The organism is Chitinophagaceae bacterium (assembly GCA_016699815.1).
GTDB lineage: Bacteria > Bacteroidota > Bacteroidia > Chitinophagales > Chitinophagaceae > Ferruginibacter.
In genome coordinates this window covers 1,963,925-1,980,517 of record CP065012.1, presented here as the reverse complement: position 1 = coordinate 1,980,517, position 16,593 = coordinate 1,963,925, and the positions used below count along the sequence as shown (strand labels likewise).

Genomic DNA, 16,593 nt, shown 5'->3' with positions numbered 1-16,593 from the left:
TCAAACTGTGAAATAATTTTCTTTGCTATAAACAATTTTCAATACAATTACTTAAAAATTTGTACCTATTGTAGCAACTCAATTTTTTGTGTAAAGATACTTAAAGCCCTTTATTGCTTTACCAAAAGATGGCTGGTAATTTTCTTTTAAAAGTCCAGCCGTAACCTCGTTCTTATGCCCCATTCGCTTACCTGCGGATGATTGAGGTAGCTTAGCCTCCTTACCAAATCTACCCTTACCAGTTTAAAAATATTGGCAATACCCACACTGGCTTCAATGTATGGGCCGCTATTGAGGTTATAAGTTGTCAAAATACCATTTTCATTTACCGGAAATTTTAGTACATCATCTTTTTTGCCCGGGTTGTTTTCATCTCTCAGGCTGCCAAATAAAATTTTTACACTTGCCACTTCTCTCAACTTAAGTTTGCGTAATAATGGCACACGATTCAGTATAAACCCATTTAGGTATACGTCAACATTGGCAGCTGCATATTTATCACTTACAAATTCCATAAAATTCATGAGGTTGTAAGCGCTAAGCTGGTATGCGTACGTTTGGTTGGCTTTATGTATGGTGAGCAGGGGAAAAGGCACTTTGCCAAAAACATATCCGCCTTCTACTATTAAATCGGTATAACCGGCCTGCGCCATGTACATTCTTTTAGAAATGTTGAGGTTTATGTTTTGAAAACTATACTCACCATTGAAGAGCCCCTTGATACCGGCAATATACCTTAACCGGAAAATGGGGTTCTTGGTAATAATTGGCGTACGGTAATTTTTTCCCTGGTAAAATTTTTCATTGGGAGCCCACCGCAGTTCTGCCGATAGTTCGGTGGTAGTAATATTATTTACAATAGTTTCATTACCTACCGGGCCTTTTTTAAATGTAATACTGCCCGCCGGTGTTTGCTGTAATTGTTTTATACCCGCATTAAGGGTAAAGTTTTTCCCAAATTCATTTACAAATTCTGCCTTTAAAGAGCGGTTATAAAAATACATTTTATTTGAGCCTCTTTTAAAAGAAAGGAAAAAATTATCTTCTGCAACATATTGCAGTTCCCTTCCTGGTATTTTAGTATCATATTGATACGTAAGTTTTATATATTTTAAGGGATACGAATAAATAGATTTATTGTTTAGTGAAAACGTGCCCGAAACAGAGCCTTTGAATTTTTCATCTTTAAAGCCGTAGGCCAGGTATTGTTCAAAATAAATTCGCTTGCTAAAGTTAGTGGTGGTTCTTCCGCCTATCCTTGCCCTAAAACCTTCTACATCATTAAAACTATAAAATGTGTTGGTATTACCTATATCAAAACCGCCCAATCCCCAGTAGCCGGAAAATAAAAGTGTTGCCACTTTTATGAGCTTATTGTAAGATTTCATATTGCGCAAGCTGTCTATATTATAATAGGCTTTTGCCTCCGAAACGGTAAGTGGAACATGGCGGGAAGCTGTCCAAAAGCTATCGGCATATTGATGATCGGTACTTTGCACCAAATCTTTTCCTTTATAAACACTGTCGGGTGCAGGCGTGTTTACCAGGTAATTTTTGTACGAAACGGTGCGTTGCCCCAAAATGCTGCCTGCCGATTTTTTGGTGAGTGCAAACTCTGCAAGCATACCACTTTTGGAAACATGGTACCGGCTATCCGATCCTTTTTCAAAATCCTGGTTAATGCGTAATTCATTTGTCCAGTTTAGATTGGCATGTTTGCTGATGGTCATGTTAATTTTTTGTACGGCATAATTTCCATCCAAAGTAATATACATGGTTCCTCTAAAAAGAAGGTCATTAATGTTTCTTGGGGTAAAATACATTTGCACCACTTTCACCCCATCAATTACCGAAGTATCCCTTATATAAAACCGGTAAAAAGAGGGCGCTGCATCGGCAATAGGGCTAAGGAATTGCGTGGCTAAAATGGCAATATTGTTGGAGTAAATATCAATATCGGCATAGAGTTTATCTAAATATGCACTTATTCCTTTGCTATCGAAAAACTCACCAAAATTTACTTTCTTTTCGCCCAGTAAAAACGTTTTGTTTTTATACGGCTCTTTTCTGAAATACTTTTTAGCCAGGCGCTCTTCAAGATAAATGGGTATAATGGAGCGGCCCTCAAGCACCATACTGTCCTCATTATCCATTATAAAAGCATAATTTTTGAGCAGCTTGCTCTTCATTAATTTTTCAGGCTTATTGGTTAAGGCGAGGTCCAGTTTTTCGTATTGCTCATATTGAACAAAATCATAAGCATGCAAGCGGTTATTGCTTTTATTATCAATTACCTTTTTTATAAGTTCTACAGCAGGATTATTTTTATTGGAATATTTTGCTTTGCGGCTGGATTTTACCACTACTTTTTCCAAAGCTTTAGGGTCAGGCACCAATTCAATATTTAAAACCTGTTCTTTACCTGCCTCAATAGTTTTCTTTTGGGTTTTATACCCGGATGAAGAAAATACAATTGTTGTTTGCCTGGTATTTTCCGTTTGAATATAAAAGCTGCCATCTTCATTGCTGGCAACTCCTTTGCTGCCCTGGAATACCACGCTTACCATGGGAAGCGCTTGCTTTGACATCCCATCCCGTACAATACCTTTTACAATAGTTTGGGCATTTGTATTAAACCCAATACCAAATAACAGGAGAAAAATAAAAATCACTCCTGCTTTTACTTTTAGTTTCATCTGTTATTTCACATTTATAGCTCATGCTTTCTTCTAAGGATACACACATTGGATTAAGAAAAGGATTCAGAAAAAATAAAATTTACTTTTCTTCAGCCTAAAAAAAATTTTTTAAATGAGTTGCCTGCAGTTTGCTGCTACAGGCAACTTTGTTTTTTGTACTTTTTTTTATAAAGATTCTACCAGCTCCTGGTAATAATCCAGGCCAAGATGGGTGATTAAATCTTCTCCCATTATGTGGCGCAAAGTATTTTGCAATTTCATTAATTGTTTAAAAATATCATGCTCTGGTGGCAACCCTTCCAAAGTTTGTGGTGACTTAAAGTAAAACGACAGCCACTCCTGAATACCACTCATATTGGCACGCTTTGCCAGGTCGAGGAACAGGGCAAGGTCCAGCACAATGGGCGCTGCCAAAATAGAATCTCTGCAAAGAAAATTTATTTTTATTTGCATGGGGTAATTCAACCATCCAAAGATGTCAATATTATCCCAGCTTTCTTTATTATCACCATGGGGAGGATAATAGTTGATGCGTACTTTATGATATAAATCACCGTAAAGCTCCTGGTTATTATCGGGCTTAAAAATTTCATCGAGTACACTCAATTTTGAAACTTCTTTGGTTTTAAAATTATCGGGGTGATCGAGTACATAACCATCCCGGTTGCCTAAAATATTTGTAGAAAACCATCCTCGTACGCCCAATGACCTTGCAAACAAGCCTGGCGCAACAATAGTTTTCATTAAGGTTTGCCCGGTTTTAAAATCTTTACCACCAATAGGTGTGTTGGTTTTTTTTGCGAGTTCAATTAAAGCGGGGATATCGCAGGTAAGATTGGGTGCGCCATTGGCAAAAGGCACGCCGCATTTTAAAGCAGCATAAGCATAAATCATACTTGGCGCTATGAGGCTTTCATTATTTTTTAAAGCTGCTTCAAATTTTTCGATGCTGCTGTGTATGTCTGCTTCACTGATGTATTTTTCGGTACTGCCGCACCAAACCATCACCACACGGCTGCAGTTATTTTGTTTTTTAAAGTTTTCAATATCATCAATTACCTGCATGGCCAGGTCGTATTTAGTTGCGGCTGTTTTTACGTTGGTACCATCGAGGTTGCTTACATAAGATTTATCAAAAACCGCTTTCATGGGTTTTATGGCTTCCAGCTGGGGCTTTACGGCATCGAGTAAAGGTTGCTCCAGCACTTTGGCATGCATGGCTGCTTCATATACGTTGTCTTCGTATACATCCCATCCGCCAAAAGTTATATCACCCAGTTTGGCAAGGGGAACAAAGTCATTGATTTTGGGGTGCCTGTTTTCGGTTCTTTTACCCAGGCGTATATTACCCATTTGTGTTAACGATCCTACAGGGTGGGCAATTCCTTTTTTTACTGCTTCTACACCTGCAATAAAAGTAGTGGCTACTGCACCAAGGCCGGGTATAAGTATCCCTAGTTTGCCTTCGGCGGGAGCAATTTGTTCTTTCATGTTTTGCGTTTTTATATTTAAAAATTATTATTATTTTTCTTAAATCCAGTTGTTTTGCCTGTACCATTCAATAGTTTCCTGTAACCCTGTTTCTAAGTTGAATTTTGGAATAAAGTTCAACTCCTGCTTTGCCTTGCTGATATCGCATATCCAATTTTCTGCTACCAGTTCTTTAAGTTTTTCTCTGCTCAGCATGGTAGGCTTATTGAGCCAGCCATTAAACTTTTCAAGGCTGTGTGCCAATGAGTGTACTGCTGATTGTGGCAGATGCATCCTTAAGGCTTTTTTATTTACAATATGTTTTAGAGCATCGGCAAAGTCGTATTTACTATAACTGTTTCCATCCGATATATTAAATACTGCTTTCGCATTTGATAGTAATGCATTTATAGCTGCATCGGCTACATCTGATGCATAAACAAAACTTAATTTTTGCGGCTTTGAACCTATATTAGCGTCAATTCCTTTCAACAAGGTTTTAATAATTACAAAAATCTCTTTTTCCCTTGGCCCGTAAATGGCCGTGGGCCTCAGTATTACCGATTCGATATCCAACTCGGCCAGTTTCCTTTCTGCCAAAAGCTTACTTTTTCCATAGCTGGTAAGCGGGCTGGGAAAAGTTTTTTCTGTAATTATTCCTTCATTGGCTTTGAGCGGACCTACTGCTGCCAGGCTGCTGATAAAAACCATTTTCAAAAAACTATTTCCCGACATTTGCGCTGCTTTTGCCAGGTTTACTGTATAGGCTACATTCACCTGTTCAAATACTTGCTGCTTTAAAGCCTTTGTGGTGCCGGCAGCATGAATAATGTAGTTAATTTTTTTATCGGCTATTTCCTTAGTTAAATCTTCTACATTTTCATAATTCAAATAACTGTATTGAATGGGCAACTGACTTAGGTGCTCTGCCTTGCTATTTTTCCTGAGGCCGGCAAATACCTCAAATTTTTGGGCTAATGCTGCATTTATTAAATGAAAACCCAAAAAACCGTTTGCACCGGTTATTAATACCCGTTTCATGATACTATCTTTTCCACTACCCGGTAGCGCTTGTACAGTTTTGCATTGAGGTGTTCCAGCCCTTTATTCATCATTTCGTTATCTTCCAAAATCCAGGATGCTTCGCCACCACGAATGTTTTTTCCCTTTGCCTTTTCTATTATCCTTGCATAAAAGCAGGCTTCAATTCCTAATTTTCTATAAGGTTCTGTAACACCCAACGCCAGCACCCTTACGTAATCAATTTTTTTCTTTCCCAAAAGCAATTTAAAAATCCCCGTAGGCAACAAGCGCCCTTTTTTTATTTTTATTAATATTTGGTTGATATCGGGAATTGCCAAAGCAAACCCTATCATTTTTCCATTATGCTCGGCAACCAGGCAAAAGTCTTTATCTAAAATCATTTTGAGATCTTTTGCCAGGTAACGGAATTCGGCTTCCGTCATGGGAACAAAGCCCAGGTTTTTATCCCAGGCTGCATTATAAACCTGCAACAATTTCTCTACTTCGTTATTAAAATCCTTCATATTAATTGGCCTCACAACTATTCCTTTATGCTGCAACCTTTGCTCCAGCGAAGCCCTGAGTTTTACTGATCGTTGATCTACAGTTTGCGTGGGTAAATCGTAAGCCAGCAAATCGGTTTTCTTTTTATAACCCAATTCTTCCAGCAAGCTGGCATAATAAGGTTTGTTATAAGTCATCATGGCAACCGGTGGGGCATCAAACCCATCAATAAGCAAACCCGTAGGATCGTTGGTAGTAGGGTTTGCGGGGCCAAGTATTGCCGTTACTTTTTTTTCTTTTAGCCATTCTTCGGCAGCATCAAAGAGCATTTTTGCAGCCTGCTTATTTTCAATTACCTCAAAAAAACCAAAAAAGCCCTCGTGGCAATGGTTGAACTGGTTATAATTATTATTGAGGATTGCCGCTATTCTTCCAATAATTTTATCGTTGTTATATAATAAAAATGCCTGTAGGGTGGAATGTTCATGAAAAGGGTGTTTCCCCGGCGTTAAAATATCCCTTTGTGCTATATGCAGTTCCGGAACATAATGCACATCATCTTTATACAGTTCATGCGGAAAGTCAATAAATTTTGCTAGTTCTGCTTTAGAGCCAACCTTTTTAATCGTCATCATACTTTAACTGTGTTTACAGTATTTACCATGGGCACTTTTAATTTAAATGCTACTTTTTTTATTTTATCAAAGGCGTAATCTATTTGTTTAAAAGAATGTGTTGCCATTAATGAATACCGTATTAGAGAAGCTTCACTTGCTACGGCAGGCGAAACCACAGGGTTTACAAAAACCCCTTCGTCCATAAGCATCCTTGCCATAAGGAATGTTTTTTCGTTATCTCTTACAAATAAAGGAATGATTGGGGATTCTGTAGGGCCAATATCAAAACCTGCATTGCTAAAAAGGTCTATGGCATATTTTGTATTTTGCCATAATTTATCAATGCGCTCGGGCTCGGTTTTTAAAACATGTAATGCCGCTAAGGCGCTTGCAGCCGCTGCCGGCGAAATGCTGGCGCTAAACATTAGGGAGCGGGCATGGTGTTTCAGGTATTCAATTACATCCCTGTCTGCGGCAATAAACCCGCCAATAGATGCCAGGGATTTACTGAATGTAGCCATAATAAGGTCTACATCATGACCGATATTAAAATGTGCTGCTGTGCCATTACCTGTTGGCCCTAAAACACCCAGCGAATGGGCATCATCCACAAAAACAGCAGCATTGTATTTTTTGGCAAGTGCGGTAATTTCAGAAAGTTTGGCTATATCGCCTTCCATACTAAAAACACCATCGGTAACAATAAGTTTAAAAGATTCATGCGGTACTGCGGCAAGGAGTTTTTCCAGGTGTGCCATATCGGAATGGCCGTACTTATATATCCGGGAAAAAGAAAGCCTTGCGCCATCAATAATGCATGCATGATTGAGTTCATCTAAAAAAATATAATCCCCCCTTGCACCCAATGCAGAAATTACACCCAGGTTCACTTGGTAACCAGTGCTAAAAACCAGCGCTGCTTCTTTGCCTACAAATTGGGCCAGTGCATTTTCCAGCTCTATATGCAAATCGAGTGTGCCGTTTAAAAAACGGGAACCGGCACAACCGCTGCCATATTTATCTACCGCTTTTTTTGTGGCTTCTTTTATATAAGGATGGTTGGTAAGACCAAGGTAACTATTGCTCCCAAACATCAATACCCGCTTTCCGTTAATAATTACTTCTGTATCCTGGTCAGATTCCAGCGGCCTGAAAAAAGGATAGATATCCGCAGCTTTTAACTCTTCAATTTTTTTATTAAACGCCGCAATTTTGTTTCCCAAAGCGTAATTAGCCATTTTGTTGATTTAGGTTAAACTAATTATTGTATATGCTATAAATTTCAAATTTCATTATTTGCATTTTTCCTGAATTTTGCAGAGTACGCTCATACAAGTTTCAATGTCTTTTACGGCAATGTCTTTTCTTAAAGTATCGTCATAACTCAAAAAAAAGCTGTGTACTTTTTCAGAAATTAACTTGCCTGAGTTGGTGAGTTCAATTATGTTTTTTCGCCTGTCCCCAGGTACTGGTAATCTTTTTACCAACCCTTTTTCTTCCAGTATATCTATAGATCTTAAAATAGCCGATTTGGTTTTTTCCATTACCTCGGCTATATTTTGCTGTATTAACCCATTTTCCCTGTTCTTATGCCTTGATATAAAATATAACAAGCCCAGTTGCTCAAAGGTAATATCACCAGTAATTTCATTAAACTTTCCGTTAATGGTTTTTAAGAGTTGCTTACCCGTATGAACAAGCATAAAACCCAACGTTTGCGGCAGTTCTGCACAATCCATAAATTATTAGTTGACTATTGAACAGTCGCAAAGGTATACTATTAATATTAATTATTAATGCACTATTTAAAAAGCCTATTGTAAATATCTGTAATCTGCGGCAAATATTATAAATTTTTCTTTGCTCTTCTATTAAGGTTTTACTGAAATATATGTAAAAAATAGGTACAATAAAAAATGTACCAATAGAAATTATTTTCTTGTTGCTAAAAATACGCCTAATAAAATTATGAACATGCAAGACCATTGGGCAATTCCAACATCTTCCCCATAAAGCATACCCCAAATAATGGCTACAACGGGAATTCCATAGGTTACCATTGAAGAAAAAACGATACCTGCTTGTTTTATTAATTTATAAAACAACACAGATGCCAAAGCAGTGCCTGCCCAGCCCAAAATGCAGGCACAGAATGTACCCCATAAAAATTGCCCATTAAATGATTTCGAAAAATAATCCGTATTTAGTAATACAACCATTGCCGGAATAGCATTAAAAACCAAGGCCAATGAAACCACTTTAAGCGAAGGAAGTCCCTTTAAATTCCGGTTTACAATGTTTACATTTAAGCCATAAAAAAATGTGGCAATTACTATAAACAATACATAAATAATATTATTGGACTGGGTATTTTCCTGTGAAAAAAAAAGTAAAACCGAGCCTAAAAAAGCTACGGTAATACCCAGTATTTTACCAGGCTTTGTACTTTGCCCAAAAAATAAAGCACCAACAAAAAGCACAAAAACCGGAGTGAGAGAGTTAAACACCCCTGCTAATGCACTGCTTACCTGCTCTTCGGCAATACAAAAAAGATAGGCGGGCAATAAACTACCCAAAGTGCCGGATAATATTACATACCCTTTTTTCTCATTGGGTATTTCTCTAAAGCTTTTTATTGCCAAGGGTAATAATACCAGGCCTGCTGCAATAACCCTAATGGAAGCAACCTCCCAGGCGCTAAGGTAAATCAAGCCTTCCTTCATAAGGATAAAACTACTGCCCCAAACAATGGAAAGGAGAATAAATAAAACCCAATTGCCAGATTCAAATTTCAATAGAAAACAAAATTAAAGGCATTAGTACAAATAATAGCAACATCTGCCTACATATAATTTTTCTTAAGCACTATATTTGCACTTCACCTTAAAACTTTACACAATGGGATTTATTAAAGATTTTAAAACCTTTGCCACTAAAGGCAACCTGCCCGATATGGCTATTGCTTTTTTAATGGGCACAGCTTTTGGAAAAGTTGTTAGCGCATTTATCAACGATCTAATATCGCCAATACTGGGTATAATTACAGGCGGTAAAAACTTTAAAGAATTGAAGTATGTTTTCAGGGCACCAGAAATGGGAGCCGATGGTAAAGAAGTAGCCGGAACCGGCGTGGTATTTGGCTATGGTAATTTTATTACCGAACTCATTTCGTTTTTACTGGTTGCCTTAGTTTGCTATTGGGTAATTAAGGCTCTGCTAAAAAAAGACCCCAACGCTGTACCAGCACCATCTGCTACAGAAACGCTACTTACCGAAATAAGGGATTCTTTAAAAAAATAATTCTTCACTTCGCTAATTAGCATTGCGCAATGAAAAGGTTCCCAATAACAATTGTAATTTAATTGTGTAACGGAACCTTTTCTTTTATTGCTGTATTTGTTATTTATTAATTTCAAAAAAATATATTTCTCAAAAAACACAAGCATGATGAAAAAAATAATCTTCACTCTTTTATCTTTTGCCATTTTAACAGCATCGGCACAGGATGCATCGGTAAAAGACCTTAAAAACGACGCCACAAAATCCATTGCCAAAGATCCCAAAGACACCGTAAGCCTCAAATGGAAAAAAGGCGGCAACTTTGGCATCAACCTCAACCAGGGAACATTGAGTAACTGGAGTGCAGGTGGCGATAAATTTTCTCTTTCTATAAATTCAATGCTCAGCTTATTTGCTTTTTATAAAGAAGGCAAAAAATCATGGGACAACTCACTTGACCTGGCTTATGGCATTGTAAAAACTACCAGCTTGGGCAGCAGAAAAGCATCGGACCGTATTGATTTATTGTCAAAATATGGCCATGCCATCAGCAAAAAATGGAATGTGGCTTTAATGGGTAACCTGCGTACCCAGTTTGCCAATGGTTATACTTATTTAAAAAATGCTGCAGGTGCAGATAGCGCTGTACTCACCTCCAAAGGCTTTGCGCCTGCCTATATCCTTTTATCTCCGGGCCTCGATTATAAGCCCAATGATAATTTTTCGTTTTTTATATCACCGGCTACTGCCCGCTGGATTTTAGTGAGCGATAAAACCCTTGCTCCTGCTTATGGCATTAAACCCGGCAAAACCGTAAAAAATGAATTGGGCGCTTTTGCTTCTGCCAATTTTCAAAAAGCTTTAAACAGTACCACTTCATTTAAAAGCAAGTTGGATTTATTTTCCAATTACAAAAGCAACCCTCAAAACATTGATATTTACTGGACCAATTTGCTTACCGCAAAGCTCACCAAATACATCAACTTTAACCTTAATGTAGATATTATTTACGATGATGATGTGGCTAATGTAAAACCTGGTAAAGGCCCGGCGCCACAAATCCTGCAACTCATGGGCATTGGGTTTGCCTACAATTTTGCCAATTACAAAAAATAATATTCAGCTCAATATCGGAGTTTTCCACAAAAGCCTTGTATCTGCAATGATGCAAGGCTTTTTTGTATAATTTTACCAGCTAATCACTTATTAAATGGCTGCATCTACATACCAGATAAAATTAGAGGAATTTGAAGGCCCGTTTGACCTTTTGCTGTTTTTTATAGAAAGGGACGAACTGGATATTTACAACATTCCCATTACCAAACTCATCAACGACTTTTTGGATCACATCCATAACAGTGAGCAGTTGAATATAGAACTCAGCAGCGAGTTTATTTTATTTGTAAGCACCCTTATGCGTATTAAAGCCAAAATGCTGCTGCCCAGGAAAGAGCTCGACGCCGAAGGAAATGAAATTGACCCAAGGCAGGAACTCATTGACAAGCTCCTGGAATACAAAAAATTTAAAGAAGCGGCTACGCAACTGAGCAGGCTGGAAGAAATAAGGATGCAAATGATTAAAAGGGGCAACCTGCAAAAAGAACTCAATACCATTGGTGAAGAAGCCGGCGAAGGTACAGAAATACAAACGGTAACGCTGTACAAACTAATGAAGGCATTTGAAAAAATAGTGCAAAAACTCCAGGAGCGCAATAACAAACCCGTGCATACAGTAGTACATTACAATTATACTATGGAAGATGTGAGGGAATATATCCTCAGCACATCCAGCACTCATAAAACCTTAACTTTCGAAAAAATATTTGATGTATGTATAGACCGCATACATGCTATTTTTATTTTTTTGAATTTACTGGAGCTGGTACAGCAAAAATATTTGCAGATGATTGTTGGGGAAGGCCGCAACAATTTTATAATTGAATGGAACGAAAACCGTGAAGAAGAAGTTTTGGCACCGTTAATGGATGAAAGTTTTAGCACACTCAATTAATACAACTTTTACTTACCTTTTGAAATCGGCAGTATGAAAAAAATTAAAAAACATATTTTACACATCGTTTTTTGTTTTCCTTTGGGTGAAGCCTTTTCACAAACTAACCCAATTAATACCGACAGGCCCGACCAGGGCGATGGCGTTTTTACCATACCCAAAAATTCGTGGCAATTGGAAAACGGGTTGATATTTGCCAAACAAACTATTACCAACAACCTTTTATTGCGATATGGCATAACCCAATCTACTGAACTACGCCTGGTTACCGATGCCGGAAAAGAAATGCAAAGCACAGGCTTAAAACCAATAGTTTTTAGCGTTAAGCAAAGGCTTATTCAGCAAAAAAAGATTATTCCTGCTATTTCATTTGTGGGCTATATAAGTAATGAAAAATGGGCCAGCAAAAATTTTCGTGGAAACGATATACAATATGAATTGAAACTGGCAATGGAAAATGAAATTTCCGATAAATTTTCACTGGGTTATAATGTTGGCGCTTCAAACGAATTTAAAAACCTCAATATTACCGCAGGTATCAGTTATGCTGCCTCCAATAAAATTTCCACTTATGTTGAGTATTTCTCCAGCCTTAGTAAAGCAGCAAATGAGCATAATGCAAATATTGGAGTTTTGTATTTGTTAAAACCACAATTACAACTGGATATATCCGTAGGCAATTCCCTTTTTAGCAAAGCAAACAGATTTTATGCAACTACAGGCGTTTCTTACTGGTTTAAATAATTAGCTTCCTGGTTTTTCCCAATATTTTCTTCCTTTTTAGTAATTGCAGAATTAACATTTTACTCCATGGTAAAATATTAAATTTGGGTACAATTTTTTTATAAATTTATAGTTAACCCTTTAAGAAAAATGCATACTATGCAACAGGTTAAATTTTACGGTCTTCTTTTTATTGCCTTATTTTTTTGTTTGATTCATCCTGCTTTTGCGCAGCAATACAAAAGTTATAAGCTCAATGCAAATGGAGATACCCTCAATGCCATTACAAAAGATAATTTAAAGCAGGGCAAATGGGTGGAAAAGGTGGAAGAACTAAGGGGCGAACCCGGCTTTGAAGAAGAAGGCGTATATAACAAAGGCATGAAAGAAGGCATGTGGCGCAAATACAACCTCACCGGTGATTTAATAGCCGTAGAAAACTTTATACATGGCGGCAAAGACGGGCTGCAGCAATATTATAATTACCTGGGCGATATTGAAAGAGAAGAAAACTGGAAAGGCTTTAACCCCGATTCTCCCTATATTTTTATACCCATTTATGGAACCGGCAGTGGTGAAATTTTGGAAATGAAAAAAGTAAAAGCCGAGCCTTACAGCGTAAAGCATGGTTTTTGGAAATATTACGAACCCGGCGGAAGGTTGCTCCGTACCGATGAATACCTCAACAACCAGTTAGTAATACCCAAGCCAAAAGAAACCACCGTATCTAACGATGCTCCCAAAAAGAAAGAAGTGCCCAAAACCCCCGAAATGATAGAATGGGAAAAAAAGAACAGCGGAAAAAAGAAAGCGCTGAGAGAAGGGAAGACCTCGTTGTAATCGGCTACACAGTAGCCTTCACCTTGCATTTAGTTACCGAAGCAGTTTTATTTCTATAATTATTTAGTAGTTACCAAGCTGCTTAACTTTTTTTAAAATACCTAATTCCGGGTATTGTTTATTTATGCCGGTTACCCATATATTTGTACCAATAAAATTTTAACCTTAAACCTGCTGTTTATGAAAATTAAATTCCCCCCCCCGGGTTTTTTTAGCCGCATTGGCAATTTTGTGTTTTTTGCAACTGAACTGTAAAAAAGAAGATGTTTATAATGCAAAGCCTAATGTAGAAGATAAATTCTTTACCATACCTTCAGGCACCAATGCTTCCGTTATGAGAGTAATAAATGAAATTAAACGGCGCAATAATGTAAAGGAATTTGTAACCAAATTTGCTGCTCAAAACGGCTTCCCTGTTTGGAACAAAGTATTGATGGGTACTTCTCAAAAACAATATGCCAATGCCAGCCTTAACGGCAGCAACCTCGATGGCGTTACCGATACTACTATTTTAATACCCTTTGTAATGGAAGGCGAGTTTAGCGTTAAAGGTTTTATAAAGGCAACGCTCAATGATAGCGTAAGCCTTAGCTATTCTCTTGCCAAAGATTATAAAGCTTACGAAGAAAAATTAGATAATTCAAAAACCGCATCTTCGGCATTTGCCATGCTGAGTATGGTGTTAAATAAAACCGTATTTAATGAAGATTATTATAAAATAACTGATCAAAAACTTTTTAGCAAAGATACCACCCATGTATTAACACAATCTATAAATATTGATGAAATTAATTTTAGCATAACGGATAGCGCAGGCATGAGGTATTTAATATTATGTAGTACGTTTACCCAAAACTTTTCTTTTTGTGGATCCAGGTCATATTGCAGGGCTAATGGTGGATTTGATGCAGGAAATTGTATATCAAATCCTCCCGTATGTTATTTTTATACCGAAACCAATACCAATTGTACAACAGTAGAATATCCCGATATACTTGGCTCAACAGGAGGCGGCTCAACGGGTGAAGGCGGCGGAAGCAATGGCGATGGGCCAATACCTTATGTTTACCCCTGCGAAACCACACAAAACAACCCAGCTCCTTTTACAGCAACCAATAATATAGAAGACCCAGGCGATTGCCCTGTACCCGGCCCGGGTGATGGATGGATACCGTTGGAGGATGATAATGACATTAACCTAAATTTGTTTTATCAAGGCCTAACTATAATTCAACAAAATTGGTGGAATGATAATGCTAATTATCTTAATAAAGATGATTTTATTGGTTTCCTATATAGTTATAATTTTAATGAACAATCAATATATTTAGTTAAAGAGTTAATTAATTGGTTAATTCAGGATAACTCTATTTCAAATGATGAAGTAAAATATTACTTATCTCTTCCAGAAGAAGGAGATGGATTATATGATGCTACTTATTGGGAAAATCCCAATACTGTTTTTCAACAAATAGCATTACCAACTTTACAACAATTCACCGAGAAATTCCCAAAGATTACAACAGCTAACGGCATATCATATATGAAGAGTGATTCAGTGTATAAAATGGTCGGTGACCCTCTAAAATCTGAATATGGAAAACCAAATTACCAGAATGCATGTGCAATACGAGGTTCATGGGCTTTTAATCAGATAAAAGTTGGCACAAGTTACCCTTTTAGAATACCGCCCGGTACGGCAAACACAGGTTATGGAGCAAATAATTTGATATATATTCTCAATGCAAAAGGCTTCAATGCATATATGCATAAACGGTTTGGTAATCCCACTTATTCCATATCTTCTGCACAAATAAATGGCAACAGAACTACTTTGAATAATTTTTTGAAAAATTTACGTAGTCAAAATATTCATGGTATATATAATTTGGCAACAAATGGAGGCAGTTATTCTGGTCATGTGGATTTAATGACTTATGGTGAATGTCTCGGTGGATACGCCTTGCCAGAAAATATTTCAACAATTGATAAAATAGAAATATGGGTATTAAACTAATATACATATATATAATTCTCGCAATAGTGAGTTGCGATGCGACGAAGAAAACTATCAACATCTGTAATAGGAAGTACACCGTATATAAGCATAATTCGTACTTGCATGAAGAGGATTTGAACGCAACTTTTCATACTATTTGCTTTCCAAATAGTCGTTACTCACTTTTTTCTTATTTAGTATCTGGAAAACGTAATGACTCAAATCTTGTAAGCACTCAATTAAAGTACTCTGGTGACACTTTAATAATTAATACAGTGTATGACAAAAAAGTATATCATGAAGAACATGACTATATTTCAAAAAGATATTATCGGTGTATTCCAGATGGTGTTGTGTCGTTGTCAAATAATAATGTGGAACCAGACTTTATTATCACCATTGATACAGCTAAAAAATACAATATGATACTACCTAAAAAAAGTAACCCATAAATACTTCTGCCAACAAAAGTATTTGCAAAAGTAGGGCTGTAAAATGTAACATCAGCTATGTACAAGAATCAGTAGCGGTCTGGGCTCGATCTTCAATGTTCAGCCTTAGTTCTTAACTTCAACTACACATTTTTACGCCTGCGTTCGTGGCACACGAATGCTTTGGTGGAAAGTATCCTTACTTCTGTCTTCGTTTCGTGTGCCACGAACCGAGAAGTAAAACAACCCAACTCCATTTACCGCAACCAATAATATTGAAGACCCAGGCGATTGCCCTGTACCAACTGAAGGTGATGGTTGGATACCTCTAGAAGGAGAGGATGAATTATATTATTTAGTTACCTCCTTAATTTTAACTAATGAACAAATAAATTTTCTTGAACAAAATCTCATTAATGTATATCAACTTTATCAATATATACTAATTAATGCAAGTAACGAGAATAAAGAAATTTGCAGGGAACATTTGAATAAGATGATTAATGATTCAGATTATCTGATATTTGTAGATTCCTATAATAATGGGTTTAATGCCGGAACAGAAGTGTGGTGGGAAAATAATATATGGCTAAACAATTCAAATAATTTTAACCTCGATATAGAAAATGGAACTGGACCGTATGATGAATTGACTTCGGCAGAAAAGGCTTTAGTTAAAGAATTTCCTGTTCAGGCATGGGAAATAAAACAAAATATAGACCCAGCATTTGCAATGGCCCAGATTAAATTTGGAGATTACCCCCCTAATTATGGTTTAAACGACAAAAAAGATGCATTTCGTCACGCTTTTTTCAATGCACTAAATACACGTGACGTTACCCCAAGAGGTATTTCCCCTTATCCCCCGCCAGTTGGATGGCCACCATATACTTCTGCACAAATTGTAACTATGTTTGCAAATGCCCACGAAAGCGAGGTGCCCGTGTAAGCGTCCCCAATCTTCGGCAGTTTGAAATTAGAGAATAATCTTTAATTT

General features: G+C 37.2%; 14 protein-coding genes. 7 read left to right on the top strand and 7 right to left on the bottom strand.

Annotated elements, in window-relative coordinates; genetic code table 11:
- Positions 1-146: 146 nt before the first annotated feature.
- From IPO46_08740 to IPO46_08710, 7 genes are all read right to left on the bottom strand, one after another.
- Entirely contained in the window at positions 147-2,696 is a 2,550-nt protein-coding gene (locus IPO46_08740) for a carboxypeptidase-like regulatory domain-containing protein (protein QQS62212.1), read from the bottom strand.
- A 168-nt stretch (positions 2,697-2,864) separates the two neighbouring features.
- Positions 2,865-4,190: an inositol-3-phosphate synthase gene (locus tag IPO46_08735; protein ID QQS62211.1), complete on the bottom strand. Its 1,326-nt coding sequence runs from the start codon at positions 4,188-4,190 to the stop codon at positions 2,865-2,867.
- Positions 4,191-4,229: 39 nt separating this feature from the next.
- Positions 4,230-5,213, bottom strand: a complete 984-nt coding sequence (locus IPO46_08730) for an NAD(P)-dependent oxidoreductase (GenBank protein QQS64363.1) — start codon at positions 5,211-5,213, stop codon at positions 4,230-4,232.
- Entirely contained in the window at positions 5,207-6,331 is a 1,125-nt protein-coding gene (locus IPO46_08725) for a hypothetical protein (GenBank protein QQS62210.1), read from the bottom strand. The genes IPO46_08730 and IPO46_08725 overlap by 7 nt, the downstream gene beginning before the upstream one ends.
- A complete protein-coding gene (locus IPO46_08720; GenBank protein QQS62209.1) occupies positions 6,328-7,551 on the bottom strand; it encodes a pyridoxal phosphate-dependent aminotransferase family protein in 1,224 nt (407 codons plus the stop codon). The genes IPO46_08725 and IPO46_08720 overlap by 4 nt, the downstream gene beginning before the upstream one ends.
- Positions 7,552-7,605: 54 nt before the next feature.
- A complete protein-coding gene (locus tag IPO46_08715; protein QQS62208.1) occupies positions 7,606-8,052 on the bottom strand; it encodes a MarR family transcriptional regulator in 447 nt (148 codons plus the stop codon).
- Positions 8,053-8,244: 192 nt separating this feature from the next.
- Entirely contained in the window at positions 8,245-9,108 is an 864-nt protein-coding gene (locus IPO46_08710) for a DMT family transporter (GenBank protein QQS62207.1), read from the bottom strand.
- 103 nt (positions 9,109-9,211) lie between these two features.
- On the opposite strand from IPO46_08710, the gene mscL reads away from it, so the two are divergent.
- From mscL to IPO46_08675, 7 genes are all read left to right on the top strand, one after another.
- A complete protein-coding gene (mscL, locus tag IPO46_08705) occupies positions 9,212-9,613 on the top strand; it encodes a large conductance mechanosensitive channel protein MscL (protein QQS62206.1) in 402 nt (133 codons plus the stop codon).
- A 147-nt stretch (positions 9,614-9,760) separates the two neighbouring features.
- Positions 9,761-10,708, top strand: coding sequence for a DUF3078 domain-containing protein (locus tag IPO46_08700; GenBank protein QQS64362.1), 948 nt, complete (start codon positions 9,761-9,763; stop codon positions 10,706-10,708).
- A gap of 94 nt (positions 10,709-10,802) precedes the next feature.
- The gene (locus tag IPO46_08695) at positions 10,803-11,603 is read left to right on the top strand and encodes a segregation/condensation protein A (protein QQS62205.1); all 801 of its coding nucleotides are present in this window, start codon (positions 10,803-10,805) and stop codon (positions 11,601-11,603) included.
- A 33-nt stretch (positions 11,604-11,636) separates the two neighbouring features.
- A complete protein-coding gene (locus tag IPO46_08690; protein QQS62204.1) occupies positions 11,637-12,347 on the top strand; it encodes a transporter in 711 nt (236 codons plus the stop codon).
- Between the two features lie 138 nt (positions 12,348-12,485).
- Positions 12,486-13,166 (top strand): hypothetical protein, encoded by a 681-nt coding sequence (locus IPO46_08685; GenBank protein QQS62203.1) that lies wholly within the window; start codon positions 12,486-12,488, stop codon positions 13,164-13,166.
- 238 nt (positions 13,167-13,404) lie between these two features.
- Positions 13,405-15,183 (top strand): hypothetical protein, encoded by a 1,779-nt coding sequence (locus tag IPO46_08680; GenBank protein QQS62202.1) that lies wholly within the window; start codon positions 13,405-13,407, stop codon positions 15,181-15,183.
- Positions 15,184-16,092: 909 nt separating this feature from the next.
- Positions 16,093-16,545, top strand: coding sequence for a hypothetical protein (locus IPO46_08675; protein QQS62201.1), 453 nt, complete (start codon positions 16,093-16,095; stop codon positions 16,543-16,545).
- Positions 16,546-16,593 lie beyond the last annotated feature (48 nt).

Coding starts and splice junctions, on each gene's coding strand:
- IPO46_08690 (QQS62204.1), top strand. CDS start 11,637: ATGAAAAAAATTAAAAAACATATTTTACACATCGTTTTTTGTTTTCCT.
- IPO46_08715 (QQS62208.1), bottom strand. CDS start 8,052: ATGGATTGTGCAGAACTGCCGCAAACGTTGGGTTTTATGCTTGTTCAT.
- IPO46_08700 (QQS64362.1), top strand. CDS start 9,761: ATGAAAAAAATAATCTTCACTCTTTTATCTTTTGCCATTTTAACAGCA.
- IPO46_08725 (QQS62210.1), bottom strand. CDS start 6,331: ATGATGACGATTAAAAAGGTTGGCTCTAAAGCAGAACTAGCAAAATTT.
- IPO46_08675 (QQS62201.1), top strand. CDS start 16,093: ATGATTAATGATTCAGATTATCTGATATTTGTAGATTCCTATAATAAT.
- IPO46_08695 (QQS62205.1), top strand. CDS start 10,803: ATGGCTGCATCTACATACCAGATAAAATTAGAGGAATTTGAAGGCCCG.
- IPO46_08685 (QQS62203.1), top strand. CDS start 12,486: ATGCAACAGGTTAAATTTTACGGTCTTCTTTTTATTGCCTTATTTTTT.
- IPO46_08740 (QQS62212.1), bottom strand. CDS start 2,696: ATGAAACTAAAAGTAAAAGCAGGAGTGATTTTTATTTTTCTCCTGTTA.
- mscL (QQS62206.1), top strand. CDS start 9,212: ATGGGATTTATTAAAGATTTTAAAACCTTTGCCACTAAAGGCAACCTG.
- IPO46_08720 (QQS62209.1), bottom strand. CDS start 7,551: ATGGCTAATTACGCTTTGGGAAACAAAATTGCGGCGTTTAATAAAAAA.
- IPO46_08735 (QQS62211.1), bottom strand. CDS start 4,190: ATGAAAGAACAAATTGCTCCCGCCGAAGGCAAACTAGGGATACTTATA.